14 protein-coding genes are annotated in these 18,344 nt (G+C 49.1%); 7 read left to right on the top strand and 7 right to left on the bottom strand.

Going from position 1 to position 18,344, the window contains the following annotated elements; all coding sequences use genetic code 11:
• The first annotated feature begins 106 nt into the window (after positions 1-106).
• From IC230_RS19645 to IC230_RS19635, 3 genes are all read left to right on the top strand, one after another.
• Entirely contained in the window at positions 107-1,153 is a 1,047-nt protein-coding gene (locus IC230_RS19645; RefSeq protein ID WP_191040743.1) for a sensor histidine kinase, read from the top strand.
• Positions 1,134-1,967, top strand: a complete 834-nt coding sequence (locus tag IC230_RS19640) for a LytR/AlgR family response regulator transcription factor (protein WP_191040742.1) — start codon at positions 1,134-1,136, stop codon at positions 1,965-1,967. Before IC230_RS19645 ends, IC230_RS19640 begins: the two co-directional genes overlap by 20 nt.
• Before the next feature lie 99 nt (positions 1,968-2,066).
• A complete protein-coding gene (locus IC230_RS19635) occupies positions 2,067-3,518 on the top strand; it encodes a S41 family peptidase (RefSeq protein ID WP_191040741.1) in 1,452 nt (483 codons plus the stop codon).
• A 69-nt stretch (positions 3,519-3,587) separates the two neighbouring features.
• Here IC230_RS19635 and IC230_RS19630 read toward each other — a convergent pair whose 3' ends face one another.
• The 3 genes from IC230_RS19630 to IC230_RS19620 form a co-directional block, all read right to left on the bottom strand.
• Positions 3,588-4,475: a cyclase family protein gene (locus tag IC230_RS19630; protein WP_191040740.1), complete on the bottom strand. Its 888-nt coding sequence runs from the start codon at positions 4,473-4,475 to the stop codon at positions 3,588-3,590.
• A 150-nt stretch (positions 4,476-4,625) separates the two neighbouring features.
• Entirely contained in the window at positions 4,626-5,162 is a 537-nt protein-coding gene (locus tag IC230_RS19625) for a DUF4833 domain-containing protein (protein ID WP_191040739.1), read from the bottom strand.
• Between the two features lie 142 nt (positions 5,163-5,304).
• The gene (locus IC230_RS19620) at positions 5,305-6,471 is read right to left on the bottom strand and encodes a hypothetical protein (RefSeq protein ID WP_191040738.1); all 1,167 of its coding nucleotides are present in this window, start codon (positions 6,469-6,471) and stop codon (positions 5,305-5,307) included.
• Between the two features lie 103 nt (positions 6,472-6,574).
• Here IC230_RS19620 and corA point away from each other — a divergent pair, with 103 nt between their 5' ends.
• Positions 6,575-7,693, top strand: a complete 1,119-nt coding sequence (corA, locus tag IC230_RS19615; RefSeq protein WP_191040737.1) for a magnesium/cobalt transporter CorA — start codon at positions 6,575-6,577, stop codon at positions 7,691-7,693.
• A 41-nt stretch (positions 7,694-7,734) separates the two neighbouring features.
• A complete protein-coding gene (locus IC230_RS19610; protein ID WP_191040736.1) occupies positions 7,735-10,293 on the top strand; it encodes a bifunctional UDP-N-acetylmuramoyl-tripeptide:D-alanyl-D-alanine ligase/alanine racemase in 2,559 nt (852 codons plus the stop codon).
• 22 nt (positions 10,294-10,315) lie between these two features.
• On the opposite strand, the gene IC230_RS19605 is transcribed toward IC230_RS19610, so the two are convergent.
• Positions 10,316-12,343: a PAS domain-containing sensor histidine kinase gene (locus IC230_RS19605; protein WP_191040735.1), complete on the bottom strand. Its 2,028-nt coding sequence runs from the start codon at positions 12,341-12,343 to the stop codon at positions 10,316-10,318.
• Between the two features lie 378 nt (positions 12,344-12,721).
• On the opposite strand from IC230_RS19605, the gene IC230_RS19600 reads away from it, so the two are divergent.
• The gene (locus IC230_RS19600) at positions 12,722-13,177 is read left to right on the top strand and encodes a CHRD domain-containing protein (protein WP_191040734.1); all 456 of its coding nucleotides are present in this window, start codon (positions 12,722-12,724) and stop codon (positions 13,175-13,177) included.
• Positions 13,178-13,284: 107 nt separating this feature from the next.
• Here the strand turns inward: IC230_RS19600 and IC230_RS19595 are convergent, their stop codons facing one another.
• Positions 13,285-13,968: a hypothetical protein gene (locus tag IC230_RS19595; protein ID WP_191040733.1), complete on the bottom strand. Its 684-nt coding sequence runs from the start codon at positions 13,966-13,968 to the stop codon at positions 13,285-13,287.
• Positions 13,969-14,103: 135 nt separating this feature from the next.
• Positions 14,104-15,327, bottom strand: coding sequence for a THUMP-like domain-containing protein (locus IC230_RS19590; protein ID WP_223860723.1), 1,224 nt, complete (start codon positions 15,325-15,327; stop codon positions 14,104-14,106).
• Between the two features lie 182 nt (positions 15,328-15,509).
• Here IC230_RS19590 and IC230_RS19585 point away from each other — a divergent pair, with 182 nt between their 5' ends.
• On the top strand, positions 15,510-17,144 hold the full coding sequence (locus tag IC230_RS19585; protein WP_191040732.1) for a SulP family inorganic anion transporter: 1,635 nt from the start codon (positions 15,510-15,512) through the stop codon (positions 17,142-17,144).
• A gap of 178 nt (positions 17,145-17,322) precedes the next feature.
• Here IC230_RS19585 and IC230_RS19580 read toward each other — a convergent pair whose 3' ends face one another.
• Entirely contained in the window at positions 17,323-18,246 is a 924-nt protein-coding gene (locus IC230_RS19580) for an oxygenase MpaB family protein (RefSeq protein WP_191040731.1), read from the bottom strand.
• Positions 18,247-18,344 lie beyond the last annotated feature (98 nt).

Raw genomic sequence — 18,344 nt, 5'->3', positions numbered from 1 at the left:
GGGCCGTGACTTGAGTAGCCTTGTCCGATTGTTTAAGGTCGCTTTTCCGACAGTTCGGTAGGCCAGTTCTTTCGCTTCACAAGTCGTTTTGTCATCTTTACAACACATGGACAAACTGAACGACCGGTGGCTGCGCCTGGTAGGCGTACCGCTCATCTCAATCGTCTCGAACTTTATCTTTTTTCAGCCCGACAACGACGCCAGACACATCAGTCGCTGGCTGGCACTTGGGGCGAGTCTGGTCGAGTGCGTGCTGGTGTGGGAAGTGGCCCGGCTGGGTATTCTCCGGGCACGTCGTCGCTTTCCGCGACTGAATCAGACAACACCCCGCATTCTGCTACAAGTGGTTTGGTTTATCGGAACAACCGTTTTGCAACGGATCGCCATTGTCTATATCTACGACGTTACGCAATTTTGGGGTTATTCCATGACCGAGCGGGCGTATTGGGTTAATACGTTGATTCCCTTATTATTTGTTGTGCCGCTGGCTGCGATTTATGAAGCCCGTTATTTGTATCGGCAGTGGTGGACAACGTATTACGAAGCCGAACAGCTAAAGAAAGAAGCCCTTCAGAGTCAGCTCGATTCGCTGAAAGCGCAGATCAACCCGCATTTCCTGTTCAACAGCCTCAGTACGCTGTCGTCGCTGGTAAACGAAAATCCGAAGCAGGCCGAGCGATTCATTGAGGAACTGGCCTCGGTGTATCGCTACGTCTTGCAAACGAACGAGCAGTTGCTGACCACGCTAGACAGCGAATTACAGTTTATTCAGGCGTATTTCCATCTGCTGCAAATGCGCTTTGGACGTAGTGTCGAACTGGACGTAGCTGTCGATGAGCGCTGTCAAACTTTTCTGATTCCCCCCTTAACCCTCCAACTACTGGTCGAAAATGCCGTGAAGCATAATACGGCGTTGCCAACAAAACCGCTCCTGATTCGCATTTATACTGGTCACGATAATGCGCTGATTGTGAGCAATACGCTACGTCGGAAACAGAACGTAGTGCCGTCGAACCGTACGGGATTAACCAATATAAAAGCTAAATACCGATTGCTGGGCCAGCCGGATGTTGTCGTTCATCATACCGACGACTCCTTTCAGGTAACGGTGCCGCTTATTCAGGAAAATCGCTATGACTATTCTTATCATTGAAGACGAGGAGCCTACTGCCCGCAAACTCCAGCGACTGCTGGCCGACGTAATGCCAACGGCTCACGTTGTTGGAATGACCGTGAGCGTTGAGGAATCGGTCGACTGGCTGCGGACGAACCCAAGGCCGGACCTTATTTTCATGGACATTGAACTGGCAGACGGGCAGAGTTTCGATATTTTCAACCGGGTAGCCGTGGCGAGTCCCGTTGTTTTTACGACGGCTTACGACGACTTCGCCATCAAAGCGTTCAAGGTTAACAGCATTGATTACCTGCTCAAACCTGTCAAAGAAGCGGATCTACGGCAGGCACTGGATAAACTTCAGCAGTTGAAAAACGTACTCGCTGATTCGGCTCCCACCAACGTAACGGCTCTGGAAGCTTCTTTGTCGAACCTGCTTCAGCAACTGCAACAAGCTGCCCCCGCTACAACAACCCCTGCCATCCCTGCTCTGCGCCCCCTGCCCCACGCTACGTTCCGCGATCGCTTTCTGATTAAACAGGGACAACGTTTGTTTTCGGTGAGCACCGAGGAAGTCGCGTATTTCTTTTCCCGTAACAAATTGTCGTTTCTGAAAACCCGCGACGAACACGAATGGCTGGTCGATTATACCATGGATGAACTGAGTCAGATGCTTGATCCGCGACGCTTTTTCCGGCTCAACCGGCAGGTGATTGCCGAACTACGGGCGGTCGATAAAGTACATCTGTATTTCAATGGCAAACTGAAGATCAATCTACGGCCGGCATTCGAGGAAGAGGTTGTAGTCAGTCGCGAAAAAGCCGGGGAATTAAAAGGTTGGCTGGGCGAATAAAATAGACACTTCGGTGAGCAAACCAGACTTTTCGGTAGACGACTGGTTTCAGCTTCGGGCCGTTTGGGACAGTTTTGCTTCGTCAAAAAGCAACAACGAATGAAATCATTACTGCCTATCACGTTTCTCTGTTTGATGCTGAACGTAACACTCATCGGACAGACTTTAACGCCGGAACAACTTCAGACGGATTTTGCCCGTTTCCGCACGGCGCTCAACGAAGTTCATCCGGAAATGTATCGGTATACGCCAAAGCACACCTTCGACTCACTATTTACAGCTACGTCGGCCCGCCTGAACCGGCCCATGACGCAGCACGAGTTCTACGTAACGATGATGCCGCTGCTGACCGCCCTCCGCGACGGACACATCAAATGGATTGTTTCCGGGAAAGACGAGCATTATCCATTTTTTACCGACAAGCTGTTTCCGCTGAAACTCTATTTTCTGGACGAAAAAGCGTGGGTCGTAGGCAATTATGGCGCTGGTAATGTACCCGATGGCGCGGAAATAACGACGATCAATGGAAAATCGACGGCCAGTCTTATTCAGTCGCTGTTGCCGAACATGACCTTTGCCGATGGCAACCGGATAGGAGGGAAGCTGGAAGATCTGAACCGCTATTTTTCGGGCTATTACGCTACGTTCATCGGCGCGCCCGATGCCTTTGCCGTTACGTATCGAATGGGTAATGAGGAAACGAACGTAACGCTTCAGCCCGTAACGGAACAGGCGATTAAGGCGTACGCTGAGAAACATAAATCCGCTCCGCAACATCCGTTACGATTGACGTTCGTTGATAATCAGACAGCGGTGATGACCATTGAGGCCTTCTTTAAGGAAATGAATGGCCTGAAATTCAGTCAGTTTCTGCAGAAGTCCTTTCGGGAAATTAAGACTAAAGGCGCGCAAAATCTGGTGCTTGACCTGCGCGATAACGAAGGGGGAGAAGAATCGCTGGGTGTCTTGCTATACAGCTACTTGACCAACCAACCGTTCCGCTATTACGATCACATCAGCGTTCGGCAGAAAAAGCGCTACTCATTTCCGGCCTGGACGTCGAAGCTGTACCGACTAGCAAAATTCATGGTCGTGAAAAAACGCGGAGATGGCTACGTATTTACGGCGCAGCGAGGTCTGAGCATTACAAAACCGCAAAAAGACGCCTATTCCGGTAAGCTTTACGAACTGCTCAACGGCAATAGCTTTTCTGTAACGACTGAGTTTGCCGCCCGCGCCCATGCCGATAAACGGGCCCAGCCTGGACGGGCCGTGTTTATTGGGCAGGAAAGTGGGGGCGGTTATAAGCTGAACAGCAGTGGTATTTTTACCATTACCCAATTACCGAACTCGAAAATTGACCTCGGCATCGGCATGTTCGGCTTTCACATGGCGAACGTATCGGCCTATCCCCATGCCGACCGGGGCATCATTCCCGATTATCTCGTAGAGCCTACAGCCGATGATATCTTAACCCACAAAGATCGTGTCATGGACTACACGCTAAAGCTTATCCAGTCGCAACAATCAGCCCTGACGAACTCTAGATAGAAGCAACCAAAAAGCCGCGATCAATACGTCTGATCGCGGTTTAACAAGCTATTTTTTAGAATAGAATGCTTACCGTATTTTGGCATGGGCACGTACCGGAAACGTACCAACGCCTTTGAATTTTGGGGGAATCGCGCTGAAGGTAAACCCATCATCAGGTACGGCTGATAAATTACACAGGTGTTCAACAATCAGAATGTTAGCACCTAACAGTGTTGTATGAACAGGACGACTGCGGCCAGTTGTATCGTCAATATTGTGCGAGTCGATGCCCACTAGTTTCACCCCACAGTCGCGCAGATACGTAGCGGCTTCGGCGGTTACGTAAGGATGGTTGGCATAATACAGATCCGTATTCCAGTGCACATCCCATCCGGTATGAATCAGCACCGCCCGATTCCTGATCTCGTAATTTTGTAGATGATCAGTCGTTACGGCAAGTGACTCGGTATACGGCACGCGAATGACAATACCCTCCAGATCTGTAAAGGCTTCCAATCCAACCTGGGATAAATCGTGCCCATCAGCAAATCGGTGAAACGGGCAATCCAGGTAAGTGCCGGTGTTGGTCACCATCTCAATTTTACCAATCTGGAATTCCGTTCCGGGTTCATAAATCTGACGGGAATCCTCCCGGCTTAAGTAATCGCAGATGATGGGAGCGGGCAGGCCTTTATACGTAATGAGGCCATTTTCAATCGTGTGGCTCAAATCGATAAGCAGTTGTCGATCGCCCCGTTCGTTGATGGGTTTTCGTTTGTGCGGTTCGGTCAGGATCTGTTTGTTCAGAATCGTTACGTTCCCCACCATCAATAAACGCAGATCGGCAACGATATAATCCGCCAGTTCACGGTCCGAAATATCGTCTCCCGCGATGTCGATTCGAAAATCGTCTCCTTTTAAACTGCCTCCGTTGGTGAAGTAAAGCTCAAAATCAAATTTTACCCGTTTCTGCATAGGTTCGTTTATTGGGAGAAATGATGTGGAATGATAGGGATAAACACATCGAACCGTCGAAGCGGAGCCACGGAGTACATGAAGAAAAAACCTTTGTGGGCTCTGTGGCTCCGCTTCGACGGTTCGATATGTTTACTGACAAATCACTGTCTAGATGGGAATACGTTCGTAAACCGATTGGCCACTATCAGGATCGACGCCGAAAAGCTCAATGTAGGCTACTTTGGGGACCAGGTGAAACGAGCTGGCTAACTGGATGAATATTTTTTGCAGATGGGCATTCTGTCCGTTGATGACGATCATTGCGACAGTTTTACCCTGCGAATGAACAACCTTGAGTGGACGTTTGGGATACGCATTGAGCCGAAGTTCATACGAATCAGGCTTATCAGCACAGGCGCGGTGTTGATAGCCGTAAGCTAATTGCCATTGGATCGAAGACAGTTCCTCCCGCTGGCCCTGTTCGGCGTACCGAATCCAAAACACATCAACCGGCTTCTGCGGAGATAATTTTTGATCGGCCAGAACATTAGCCTGATACACGACCGTATTTGCGTCTTTACTTCGCTGAAGATAAAACAATCGGGAAGCCGCAGCCGGAGCTGACCCCGGAACGTCGCCGGCCTGAGCGGGCAACGTATCGTGCCCGAGCCAGGCGAAGAGGATCCAGAAGACGATTCGTTTCATGATAGCGATTGCTTTACGATTAGGAACCACACGGTCTGATTACGTAGTAAAGTTAATGAACATCGTCCGCAAAGGAAATAGTAATTGCATGGATAGGAAATAACAATTACCCAACTGCCATGAAGCCCACCTGAATTGTTTGTCAGTCCCGGGAAAACTTCGTTCGCAACCGCCGGGCTACATCATCCGCTAATTCGTCGCGCATACTCTCGTAGAGTTGCCAGCGCGAAGGTGGAAACAGATTCGCACTAGCCAGCGTATGGCCGTTCAGAGCCCGATCATCGCCACTAAAGGTTTGCCACTCGGTTTGCCAGTTTCGGTTTTCTACGACCGATTCTTCCCACAAAATTTTACCGGTTTTTGTGTCGATTGACCGCATTCGCAGGTCCAGGCCCGCCTGAATCTCCCGACGATACGTAGTGAGTGTGCCTTTCACTTTTTCCATAACGTCGACCTTGGTTGAGTCGTTGATCTTCTTCTCGCCGACTTTGTAAGCCTGATTGCTATAAACCGTTGTAGGCGAGGATGACGTGTTTTCACGGTAGGGTGTATAGTCGGCGATAACCATTTGGATGGCCTGATGAATAGGATAGCCATCACCCGCGGTTTCGTCTGGTGGATAAAGCCTCACAAATGTTGACGGCGCCGTATTTTGACCAACCTGTCGTAGAAGCAGTCGTTGTAATTCCTGATTGTCGGCGCGGTCGAGTTCGACGGATGGAGTCAGTGGCTCGACAACTACCCGCAAAATAGCGAAGGGAAAGGCATCTGCCGCTTTAGCGCGGGCTTGTCGGTAGTCGGGTACCCACTCAATGGCTTTCAGGTAATTCAGATAAGCATCCTTGGCCGCCAGACGATCCTCCTCCCGATACGAAAATGCCTCTTCCGCAGCCTGGTACCGATCAGCAGCTGCCAACTCACGCGTATCGTTCTGACGATCCGTATATGAAACTGGATAGGTCGCTAGCCAGTCGGCGCAGGTAACACAGGTTCGCGCATTATCCGTTAAGGTTTGTAAGGCGCTGTATTCCCTGTAAACTGCTTCCCAGCGAAACGCATCTGTACTGGCTGGCGCTGAAAGTCGCTGGATAGTCGTTTGATGGTGTTGGTACGCTTGCACAAAGGCCTGCTGCAAAACCTGCGTAGCCAATGGCAGGCCGCGTTTGCTGAGGCCGGGTCGTTGCTGAAGCCGTTGCGACGCTTTCTTTACGGCAAGATCAAAATGGCCCCGTTTAAGCGCTGTTTTGCCACTGCTGCACGCATTTAGCAGAAAGACAGCAAGAACGATGAACAGACCCGGGCGAAACATGGTGTTAAACTACGAATTTTGAACATTCGACAACACAAGCAGTAGTTGGTTTATCTTTGACCCGAAAAAAGATCTATTCGTTGGATCGCCTGTCTGGTAAATCATGTCGAAACACCGACGTAATCACTCGGCCGAGAAACTACTCGGCACTTCGCCCGGTACGCTCACCTACGTTGGTGCGGAAATCGAACATGCCACGAAAATTAAACGTATTGAATACAATGCAACCGACTACCGTATTGACGATACCAGTAAACTGAGCGCCTGTCGTTTACCCGCTTCGAGTACGCCCTACGTCAACTGGCTTGACGTCGATGGCATTCACGAACCGAAAGTCGTGGCGGCTCTGGGACAGCAGTACCACCTGCACCCGCTGTTGCTGGAAGATGTTCTCAATACGGAACAAAAGCCCAAAATCGACATTTACGATGAGAGTCCAACCGGAAATGGCGTTGTTGAACCAACCGATTCGGTCGTTTTTGTTACCCTCAAAATGTTGCATCATAGTCGTCAGCGGCAGGAAATTGATATCGAACACATCAGTATGGTGCTGGGCAAAAACTATTTGATTTCGTTTCAGGAAGAACGAACGAAGGATATTTTCGAGCCGGTCATCGAACGGATTAAAGCCTCATCGGGCAAAACCCGACGTAACGGAGCTGACTATCTTTTGTACGCCCTGATTGATGTCATTGTCGACCATTACTTACTGATTACCGAACGTATTGGCGAGAAGATGGATGAAGTGGAAGAGCAGATTGTGCAGGAGCGGGCTAATCAGCAAACGTTAGGTACGCTTTACACGCTCAAGCGCGAACTGGCCTTTATTCGCCGGGCAGTTTCGCCGGTGCGTGACATTATCAGTACGTTGCTGCGTGAAGAATCCGACCTGATTCAGCACAACACGTTTCCGTACCTGCGCGACCTTGCCGATCACATGAATCAGGTGATTGAAACCCTGGAGTCGTACCGAGAACTTATTGCGGGCCTGATGGACGTTTATTATTCGATCGTGAGCAACCGAATGAACTCGGTTATGAAAACGCTGACGATTTTTTCGGCCATTTTTATGCCTCTTACCTTTATCGTCGGCGTTTATGGTATGAATTTCGATAACATGCCTGAACTCCACAAACAGTATGGGTACTACGTAGTATGGGGGATTATGGCGCTCGTGACGGTGGGTATGATTATCTACTTCCGTCGGCGAGGCTGGATGTAAACAGTCGTCGGGCAAATCAAATCACGACGTAGTAAGTACGTATGATTACGAAGGATAACCAATTGATTACTAAGCAGTGGATTACCGATTCCCGGCAGGTAACGGCTGGCGGTGGTGATGGACAAGTAGCCGACAGCGTTTTTTTTGCCATTCAGGGCGATCATCACGATGGGCATGCGTTCATCGGTGAACTATACCAAAAGGGAATTCGACAGTTTGTTGTTGAACGGTCGGCCCTAACCGGACCGCCGGACCGCCGGGAGGAGTTGGCGCGCTACGCTGATGCCCAGTTTATTGAGGTCGATAGTAGTCTTCAAACCTTGCAAACGCTGGCTGCTCAACAACGGCGGCAGTTTCATAATCCAATCATTGGTATTACGGGCAGTAACGGCAAAACCATTGTAAAAGAATGGCTGGTCCAGTTGCTGGCCGATGAGTTTGTGATTGCGAAAAGCCCCAAGAGTTACAACTCGCAGTTGGGCGTACCCCTGTCGGTGCATACGTTAACGAAAAACCACACGCTCGGGATTTTCGAGGCCGGTATCTCCAAAGCTCACGAGATGCAGGCACTTGAAGCCATCATCCGGCCAACGCTTGGCATTTTTACCAACATAGGCACGGCACACGACGAAGGATTCCGAACCCGAAAGCAGAAAATAGCCGAAAAGTTGCGGCTGTTTATTCACGCTAAAACGCTGATTTACTGTACCGATTATGCTGAAGTCGATGATGAGGTCAATCTGCTGCTGAAAGCGGTTAATCCGGACATGCGGTTCATTACGTGGTCGTTAACGGGCAAGGCTGCTACGTATCAGGCTACGCTGGCTCAGAACCACCTTACCATAAGCGGACCAACAGGCATGTATCGGTTGCAAGTGCCGTTCACCGATCCAGCATCCATAGAGAATCTGCTGCATTGTGTAGTTACAATGTTGACGTTACGTTCCTGGAGTAGCGAAGACTTACAAATCCGGCTGAATCGACTACGACCGGTTTCAATGCGGCTTGAACAGAAAGAGGGCATTAACAACTGTGTGCTTATTGATGATTCGTATAATAACGACGTTGTTGGCTTGCAGCTCGCGTTACGTTTCCTGAACCAACAGAATACCCGAAATCGTCGGGTGGTTATTCTGTCCGATGTCCTGCAGTCGGGCCAGCCCGAAGCTGATTTGTATGAACAGGTTGGTGAGTTGATACGTAGTAATCACGTTGAGCAGTTTATTGGGATTGGGCCGGTCGTCAGCCGGAATGCGCAATGGTTTGCCGGGAACAGTCTGTTCTACAGCACCACGGAGGAGTTTTTGGGGCAGTTCCCATTTAGTGATCTACGCGATAGCACCTTGCTGGTCAAGGGTGCAAGACCCTTTTCGTTCGAACGAATTGTGCATCGACTGGAACGAAAAGTACACGGCACCGTTCTCGAAATTAATCTTGATGCCCTGACGCATAACCTGAATTACTACCGCGAAAAAGTTGGGGCAGATACGAAAATTATGGTGATGGTGAAAGCCTTCGCTTACGGAAGTGGCAGCGCCGAAGTTGCTCAGCTACTACAGTTTCACCGGGTCGATTATCTGGCTGTTGCCTATGCCGATGAAGGGGTAGTGCTACGCCAGCATGGCGTTGATCTGCCGATTATGGTTATGAACCCAACCGGATCGCCGGACCGTCCCGAAACCTTCGCTACGTTGCTGGAATACAAGCTCGAACCAGAGATTTACAGCATGCGGTTACTACGGGAGTGGGGTAGGTTTGTGGAAGAGGGCAAAGGGCATGGAGCGTGGGGCGAAGGAGCGTCTACTCCCGCTAGTTCCTCATTAACAACTCCTTACCCTACGCCCCATGCCCTATACCCTCTGCATCTAAAAATCGACACCGGCATGCATCGACTGGGGTTTCTGGAAGAAGAAATTCCAGAAGTTGTTGCGTATCTGAATCAACATCCGTTGTTGCGCGTATCGACCGTGTTCAGTCATCTGGTGGGGGCCGATGAAGCACAGTTTAACTCATTTTCGCAGCAGCAGTATGATACGTTTCTTCGCAGTACGGCTACGCTCGAAACGGGATTAGGCTACCGACCGACCCGCCATCTGCTCAATTCAGCGGGCATCGTGCGATTTACTGACTACAGGCTCGATATGGTTCGCTTGGGCATTGGTCTGTATGGCGTTGAAGCGAGTGGTATTGATCCAAACTCCCTACAAACGGTTGGTACGTTACGGACGGTGATCAGCCAGATTAAAACCGTTCAGGCAGGTGAATCGGTTGGCTATAGCCGACGGGGCTGGCTCGACCACGACGCCCGTATTGCTACGCTAGCCATTGGTTATGCTGACGGCTATGACCGTCGACTGGGCAATGGAGTTGGGGAGGTTTGGGTAAACGGTACACGCTGCCCAACGGTGGGGAATGTGTGCATGGACATGACCATGATCGACGTAACGCAGGCATCCGCCAGTGAAGGTGACGAAGTCGTGATTTTTGGCAGAGAGTTACCCATCATCGAACTGGCTCAACGTATCGGTACGATCCCCTACGAAATTCTGACGGGCGTTAGCGAACGCGTAAAACGGGTGTTTTTCAAAGAGGGTAACTGATAGGGCGAAGGAAGTGTCAGCATCAGGCGGGTAAAAATACGTGAAACGTAGCGCCTTCGCCGGGCTTGCTGTTGGCCGTAATGCCTCCGCCATGGTTTTCGACCACGCGCTGGCAAATGGCAAGCCCCACACCCGTTCCCGGAAATTCGTTCCTGGCATGCAGGCGTTGAAATACCTGAAAGATCCGATCGAGATATTTGACATCAAAACCCACTCCCTGGTCGCTGACACTGATCTGATAGAAACGTGAAGCGTGACTCGAAAGCTGTATCTCAGCGGGAAGCTCGCTTATGTCCCGAGGGAAACACATAATCTGAATCTGCGGGGTTTCGCTGCCAGGCGTGAACTTCAACGCATTGGAGAGTAAGTTTTGAAATAACTGACCCAACTGCGATTCGTCGCCTTTGATAACGGGTAACTCATTGATGTCGATACGTGCCCCGCGCTGTTGAATATCCCATTCCAGAGTAGTCAATACGTTGGCCATAATTTTATCCAGCGAGACAAGACCAAAGATTTGCTGACGGGTTGCTACGCGGGAATATGTGAGAAGGTCTTTGATTAACGTAGACATTCGGGCACCCGCAGCCGACATTCGGCGAAGCAAATCTTTACCAGCATCGCCCAGTTCATCGCCAAATTGATCATTCAGTAACGTACTGAACGATTGAATTTTACGGAGTGGCTCCTGTAAATCGTGCGAGGCAACATAAGCGAACTGCTGTAGGTTTTCATTCGAGCGTTTAAGATCCTGATTAATCTGGAGAACCTCCTGGGTTCGCTGCCGTACCCGGTTTTCCAGTTCTTCTGACAACGCCCGATAGCGGGCTTCACTTTCTTCGGTTTCCTGCCGGGCTCTTATGGCTTCGGTTACATCGATGGCAATGTCGAGGATGGCGTACACATGGCCGTCCGCATCGAACAGTGGAGAATAAGTAAAGTTGTAATAATTGTGGGTCATCACCCCATTCTGGACAATCTTGACCTGCGCCCCGAACGTCTGAAACGTTTTTCCTAAGGTGTAGACGTCGTCCAGAATTTGAAGAAAGGGTTGATTTTCCGTGATCAATTCGGGCATCACCTCCCGCAGCGATTTACCGGCAATGTTGGGGCCTTTGCCAACGATATCAATAAAGGCCTGATTTGGCATTTCCACAATCAGATCCCGACCAATAAACAAGCCCATAGCTGCCGGTGCAGTAGCAATTACAGACCGTAATTTTGTTTCACTGGCTTCAATAGTTTTTCGCGAAATGACCTGCTCCGTTACGTCGATCGCCGTTTCCAGCACCGCATAGACATCCCCCTGGGCGTTCCGTACCGGTTTGTACGTGAAGTCAACGTAATACGTACTGAGTACGCCGTTAACCGGCAATTGCACTGGTGTATTCTGCGATTTATACGTTTGCCCACTCGTGAAAACCTCATCCAGAATTTGGAGAAATGGTTGCCCTATTAGTTCGGGTACGGCCTCCGCAACCGGTTTGCCTAATATCGATCGATCTTTTCCCCAGAAGCTGATCATGATGTTATTCGCTATGTCGATGATCAGATCACGACCCACGAACAGGCAAGTGGCAACAGGCGCTTCTTCAATAAGTGTTCGAAAACGTTCCTGACTGGCCTGGAGCTGCTGACGGGCCTCAACACTGGAAGAAACGTCCTGGACGATGCCCGCAAAGCGTTGTACGGCACCACTGTCACTTTTATACGTTCTGCCCTTGGCCTGCACCCAACGATATACTCCGTTGTTGGCCAGGGTTCGAAAGGTGATGTTATGGTTACCATCCGTATCAGGACTTATCGCTTTTTTGTTCGCCCGGTTAACCATTTCCCGGTCCTCGGGGTGGACCCGATCCAATAAAATAGCTGGCGTTACAACGGCGTCGGATGAGAGACCGAACAATTCTTTACAGATGGATGACCATTCCGCAACCCCTGTTTCCAGATTGTAATCCCACGTACCGATCTCAGCCGCCTGTAAGGTAAAGGTTAATCGCTCGACGAGGGTTGCATTCTCGTCATAGAAGGGAGCCTCCGACGTCACCATTGTTTGGATTGTTATGTGGCAAAATAATCAAAATTATGAAGTCAATAGCTAAATAACTCTGAGCTGGCTGTTCTGATCGCTATTTTCAGCTTATTGTTATCGAAAGTGGAAATGGAGTTACTGAGCGTTTTATCCCTACTGACTAATTGGGAAACAAAGGCAGGATTTTGCAAAGAAAGCCACTGGTTTGTTAACGAAGCACTTGACGATTAACCGAAGCGGGTTCCTCAATTTCTCGCTCAGGCCTAAATTGCCGTTAAATAAAATGCCGTCTACCTATCATGTATGATCGTCAATAGTTGCTGAAAATCTGTACATTAGGCGAGTTTTTTGACGATTTTATTAGAACATTCACTATTGACCTACAACTCTACGATCATGCAAATCTCAAAACAGCTACTGACAGCGGTTGCCATTTCTATGTTTCTTGCTTCCTGCCAGGACCATTCCGGACCGAGTATAGTTTCCAGAAGGGGCATACCACTCACGGGAGAACAGGAAGTTCCCGTCAAAAATGTTCCGGGTAGTGGTACTGCCGATGTCGTTTATGATAAGAGTACGCATGTATTGAGTTATACACTTACCTGGAGTAATCTGACTGGAAATGCTACGGGTGCACATATTCATGGGCCAGCTCCAAGGGGCGTTAATGCGCCTATCAAACATGATTTTTTTAGTTTGATATCCAAGACGACTTCAGGCACATTCTCTAATTCAACCGTTGTTGATGGCACATCGCTCACTGAAGATAATTTACTGAACGGACAGTATTATTTCAATATGCACACACCTGCCAATCCAGCCGGAGAAATCAGAGGGCAAATTGAGTTCTAACACAAAAAATTACCTGAAAATACCTGGCTGATGACAGGTATTTTCAGGTAATTTTTTCAGGCATTGACAAACGTTAAAACTTTGTCAATGATTACTGACTGATCTTCTTAATTATTTCGTTTCGCCTTTACCGCTTCAACATTGCTTTTGCGGCTATCGAGTTCAGTTTGCGCGTTTTCCTGATCTGTTTTGTTGGTTTCAATGTCTTTCTGAAGCTGTTCTAACTCTTTGGCATTATCGTCGATGCGTTTCAGCAGCCGCTCCTTCTCTTTCGCATTTTGCTCAATGGACCGCTGAAGCTGTTCACCTTTACGAACAATCTTCTGGTGACTCTTCTGGGCGTCGTCAAAGCTACTTTCGGCCGTACGCACCTCCTGGCTGTACAGCGAATTGCCAGCAAAATCTTTTAACATTCCTTCGGCCGCTGAGTAGCCGTTACCGCCCGTTGTTACGTAGTTTCCACTACCTAAGTCGTAAGCCACGAAAATAGTCGCGGAGGTTTTTGAGGTTTTTACCGTACTCGCTAAATTGATCGGCTCCGGTGAAATGGCGGGTATGCTGGCATTGGTCACACGATACGTACCACGCGAAGACGAAACGCGCCCGTATTTCTGCAACTGACTTTCCCAGTCTTTTTCAATCTGTTTGCCTTCGCCCTGAATCGTTAAATAAAGGCCTGATACTTTAGCTTTGTCAATCGTGCTTTCGCCCGCATAAACGGTCTGCGCATACGTAGCGCACGGGAATACGAACAGATAAAAAGCAAAAATGAATTGTGTTACGGTTTTCATGGGTGTATGTGAATTAATCGGGTAAATAACTGATTTATAATTGGTTCTTAAAATGAATTGCCAGAATTTAATCTTGCGACATACGAGTGAAGGGAAAGGGAATAAAAAGGACTGGACATGCATACGTTTTCCTTTTCAACTTTTCGCTACAGCAACCTTTTGAGTGATCAGCAGACGTTTATCGCCATGTAGCAGCGTTGTTGCGAAAATATAGACATCACCGCCTTCGCGCAGGTTTAATTTTTTTCGCAACTCAGCTACCGATTGCGGGAAATTACGGACTGTGAGGTTCGCTTTCAGGGTCGGTACTGCCTTTTTCAGCAGTTTACTGTCGGGTTTAATGACTTCCTGTACAGCAAAAATCCGGCCCGGAAAATCAGTACGTAACATATCGCTAGTATATAGATGACTGTTTGGTGCCAATTTCGTTAGACTAAATCGGTCGGCTATTAGACGAAAGGCTCCTGCTTTCAGAACCGCTGCGTTTGGTTCGTAGACGTAACGTAACGGATCGCCAAACGTAACACTTGCCGTGCGTTCTTCAATCCACCGGAAGCCTAGCTCAATACGTTGATTCGGCAGTAAGTTGACCGCGTTTATCTGAACGTTTTCCTGGGCAGTGGGCTGCTTCCCGAGCACAAACAAAATTTCTTTTACCTCACCCTGCATAGCCACAATGTGAACGGCTTCAACCGCGCCTGTCAACTGTCGGACGGTGGCATCGATGTCAAGTAACGGAGACGTCTTTATTAAAATTCGGTTGGCTTTATCGAATAAACTCGAAACCGTTTGAGGCCTCGATAAATCGGGTTCGCAGTCGTTCAGTCGTACGACTTTACCGCCCTGTTCATCACGTCGGTGTGGATCGAGGTAAAGCCAGTCGGCTGGCACATCCGGTTTAACGACAGTATTGGTTTCAACAAGTTCCAGCCCGTCGCCCGCATGAACCAATACGTTTGCTGCTCCCAGCAACGGTAAATTGTGAGCCGCCAACTCGACCAACTCCGGATTCCGCTCTACGTATACGACCTGGTTGACACGCTTCGCAAACGCCCACGTATCAACGCCCATCCCGCCGGTGAGGTCAAGTAATAAATCGCCCTGAACCAGGGAGGCTTTGTACTGAGCTGTTTGCTCTGATGAAGCTTGTTCTACAGACAGTGGGGGCGGAAAAACCAGGTCATCGTTGGCATACCACGTTGGCAATTTGTCTTTTGCTTTTTGCCGGGCAACGATCTGAGCAATTATCTTTTTAAGGTCTACTCCGTCAGGGGATTTACGCAGCGATAACGCGCGAACATCGTCAGTCAGATGCGTGCGAATAAACTGGCGCTCGGTTGAAGAAAAGAAAGTTGACAAAGCAGTATTAATTATGTTTTAATCTCTTTTTAATTTAGCAAACTAACTGCGATCTCTTTGCGCTACAGCAGAGCCAGGATATCCATTACTAGCTAAACGACAGTTGTTTAAGGCACGACCAACATTTGTTTCTCAATTAAAACCGAAACGTATTCAGGCATTTTTATTAATAAACCCTTTTTATGCAACGTGTTAATCCAATCCGAACCCTTACCAACTATAAAACGCGGTACTTAAGCCAGGATTTACCGGCTGGCTTATCGGTTTTTTTAGTGGCTTTACCACTTTGCCTGGGTATAGCCCTGGCCTCGGGTGCGCCTTTATTTTCTGGCCTTGTCGCCGGTATGATTGGCGGCATAGTTGTCGGGTTGCTGTCAGGCTCCGAAGTCAGCGTAAGCGGTCCGGCGGCTGGCTTAGCCGTTATCGTAGCCGACTCCATTGCAAAAATAGGGTCTTACGAAGCATTTTTGGTGGCCGTTGTGTTAGCTGGGGTAATTCAGTTCATACTGGGTCTTATCAAAGCCGGACGATTTAGCAGTTTCTTTCCCGATAGTGTGATTAAAGGCATGCTGGTTGCCATCGGTATTGTTATCATCCTGAAACAGATTCCGCACGCCTTAGGTCGTGATAATGATTATGAAGGGGAGTTTGAATTCCAGCAACTGGCCGATGGGGAAAATACAATTTCCGAAATCTACCGCGCGATCGAAACCGCCAGCCCCGGTGCGGTCGTCATCAGTCTAATTTCGATGGTCTTTCTAATTAGCTGGGAACGGGTTGCGGGACGTAGTACGAGTAAATTCTTTAAAAACTTTCCGGCGGCCTTAGTGGTCGTGATCATTGGTGTGGCGCTGAATGAATTCTACCGAGTGGCCGTTCCAGACTGGTATTTAGGCGATACGGCTCACCAGCATATGGTGCAGATCCCGACCATCGCACCCGGCAAGGGTGTATTCTCCATCTTCGATTTCCCGGATTTCAGTATTCTGAAAGATCTGCGGGTTTACGGCATTGCGGCTACCATTGCGCTTGTGGCCAGCCTCGAAACCCTGCTGAATCTTGAAGCTTCAGACCGGCTCGATTCGCAGAAGCGAGTATCATCCACAAATCAGGAACTGATTGCGCAGGGCGTTGGCAACATGCTGTCGGGTTTGATTGGCGGCTTACCCGTTACGTCGGTGGTGGTACGGACGTCGGCCAATGTGTATGGTGGGGCCAGAACCCGGATATCAGCCATCGTGCATGGCGTTTATCTGCTGCTGGCTATTTTCCTGGGCGGGGCACTGCTTAACCTGGTTCCGCTGTCGTGTCTGGCGGCTGTGTTGATTATGGTTGGCTACAAATTAGCGAAGCCTGCCATTTTCAAAAAGACGTATCAGGATGGCTGGAGCCAGTTTGTACCCTTCATCGTGACCGTAGCGGGTATTGTGTTTACGGACCTGCTGATCGGAATTGCCCTGGGTTCGGTCGTGGGCATCATTTACGTGCTCTACACCAATTTTCAGTCGACGTTTCGAGTGGCCCGTAACGGTCGTCAGGTACTTATCGAATTCGAGAAAGACCTTTATTTTCTGAGCAAACCGCAACTGAAAGAAGTACTGGGTAGCCTGGAACCGGGCGATGAAGTGGTGATCGATGGAACGAAAGCACCGTTCATTGACCACGATATTTACAACATGTTACACGATTACCGCGAAACGGCGAAAGTGCAGGGAATCCACTACGAACTGCGCAACATTGTCCTGAACCGCCGGACATGGAAACGCAAAGGACAGAAGACCGCTTCGGCCGTCACGCCCTTAGCCGATCCGCATTAGCCGTTTTGCGACAAAATTTATGATTGACCAAATCGTAAATTGGGAACTGTGCACGAATAAAAAAGAAAGCCAGACGACCTCGGTCACCTGGCTTTTATGTTTCGCTCTGATATGTAATGGTACTACTAAATAATTCGAGCGAAAGACGATGACATACCTGAATAAGACGCTACGTTGTTTAAAAATTTTTCAATTTTTTTTCAGGATGGCTGCCGAGTTGCTTTAGTACGTTTGTTGGCCCCACAGCTTCAATATCGGGCGGACCATCGGGATAATACCGGAACGACGTGTTGTCGATTCGTGTCGGATAAGGCTTGAAGGTAATCCAGCGTAATGGCCACTTGCGAACCCACAAGGCACCTTCTGTCATCGCGGTGAACCAGCCGGGCGGGCGCTGATAACCAAAAGCCAGACGTAGTTTATCGTTGATCAACGCGGCAAAGGTGGGCCGTACCAGCGGATGCAGCAATCGCGGAAACCAGCCCTGAACAATCTTCACCGTGGCGTCGGCAATACGTTGGTTGCTTTCCGTATAGCGAAAATAGCGCTCTTCGTAGGCATTCGTGAACGCGCGTAACTCCACCAACGTATCAGGAAGGCTATGTAAATGCATACGCCGGCCAACTTCCCGAAAAAAGTAAAACAAGGCCAGTTCTTCCGAAGGAATCATCTTTCGCCAGCCGTAGCGGTTGATCCAGTCGATGGGGTAAAAGACAAACGTAGCGAGCACAAACAGATAATCAGCGTTATCGATGTGATAATGACTATGAATGTGATTCATGTGCAGAATGGCGCGTTGTCCCTTCTCACTATCGTACCCCGATTCCATGAACTCACCAATCAATCGACTCGTGTCGTCATAGCGCTTCTGACCGTGCCGTTCAAACTCACCGGTACGTACCAGCAAACCCGATACACGCGGACTGGCGTAGGTATGAAACAGCGCGAGCTCGAGAGCTCGGGTCATATCGAACGGAAATTCATAGGCGGTCAGTAAATGCACAATACGTTGATGGTCCACAACTGGATCAAGGGATTGCAGTTCGCGCCGGACGGCGGGGTTACGGAACAAACCAAATCGTTTATGATACGTGGTTGGCATAAATAAGCTTACGGGTATACCTGGTTCTATTTTGTTTGCGTCCTACCTGAGCTAACGTCAAATAAGATAACTTGCGATGATCAACCTGTCTATTCATT

Origin of the sequence: Spirosoma validum, assembly GCF_014699035.1 — a bacterium.
Classification (GTDB): domain Bacteria; phylum Bacteroidota; class Bacteroidia; order Cytophagales; family Spirosomataceae; genus Spirosoma; species Spirosoma validum.
Note: the sequence above shows the minus strand (reverse complement) of the source record. Positions and strands in the feature narration are given on the sequence as shown.

Coding starts and splice junctions, on each gene's coding strand:
- IC230_RS19645 (WP_191040743.1), top strand. CDS start 107: ATGGACAAACTGAACGACCGGTGGCTGCGCCTGGTAGGCGTACCGCTC.
- IC230_RS19610 (WP_191040736.1), top strand. CDS start 7,735: ATGATTACGAAGGATAACCAATTGATTACTAAGCAGTGGATTACCGAT.
- IC230_RS19635 (WP_191040741.1), top strand. CDS start 2,067: ATGAAATCATTACTGCCTATCACGTTTCTCTGTTTGATGCTGAACGTA.
- IC230_RS19630 (WP_191040740.1), bottom strand. CDS start 4,475: ATGCAGAAACGGGTAAAATTTGATTTTGAGCTTTACTTCACCAACGGA.
- IC230_RS19605 (WP_191040735.1), bottom strand. CDS start 12,343: ATGGTGACGTCGGAGGCTCCCTTCTATGACGAGAATGCAACCCTCGTC.
- IC230_RS19595 (WP_191040733.1), bottom strand. CDS start 13,968: ATGAAAACCGTAACACAATTCATTTTTGCTTTTTATCTGTTCGTATTC.
- IC230_RS19600 (WP_191040734.1), top strand. CDS start 12,722: ATGCAAATCTCAAAACAGCTACTGACAGCGGTTGCCATTTCTATGTTT.
- IC230_RS19640 (WP_191040742.1), top strand. CDS start 1,134: ATGACTATTCTTATCATTGAAGACGAGGAGCCTACTGCCCGCAAACTC.
- corA (WP_191040737.1), top strand. CDS start 6,575: ATGTCGAAACACCGACGTAATCACTCGGCCGAGAAACTACTCGGCACT.
- IC230_RS19625 (WP_191040739.1), bottom strand. CDS start 5,162: ATGAAACGAATCGTCTTCTGGATCCTCTTCGCCTGGCTCGGGCACGAT.
- IC230_RS19580 (WP_191040731.1), bottom strand. CDS start 18,246: ATGCCAACCACGTATCATAAACGATTTGGTTTGTTCCGTAACCCCGCC.
- IC230_RS19620 (WP_191040738.1), bottom strand. CDS start 6,471: ATGTTTCGCCCGGGTCTGTTCATCGTTCTTGCTGTCTTTCTGCTAAAT.
- IC230_RS19585 (WP_191040732.1), top strand. CDS start 15,510: ATGCAACGTGTTAATCCAATCCGAACCCTTACCAACTATAAAACGCGG.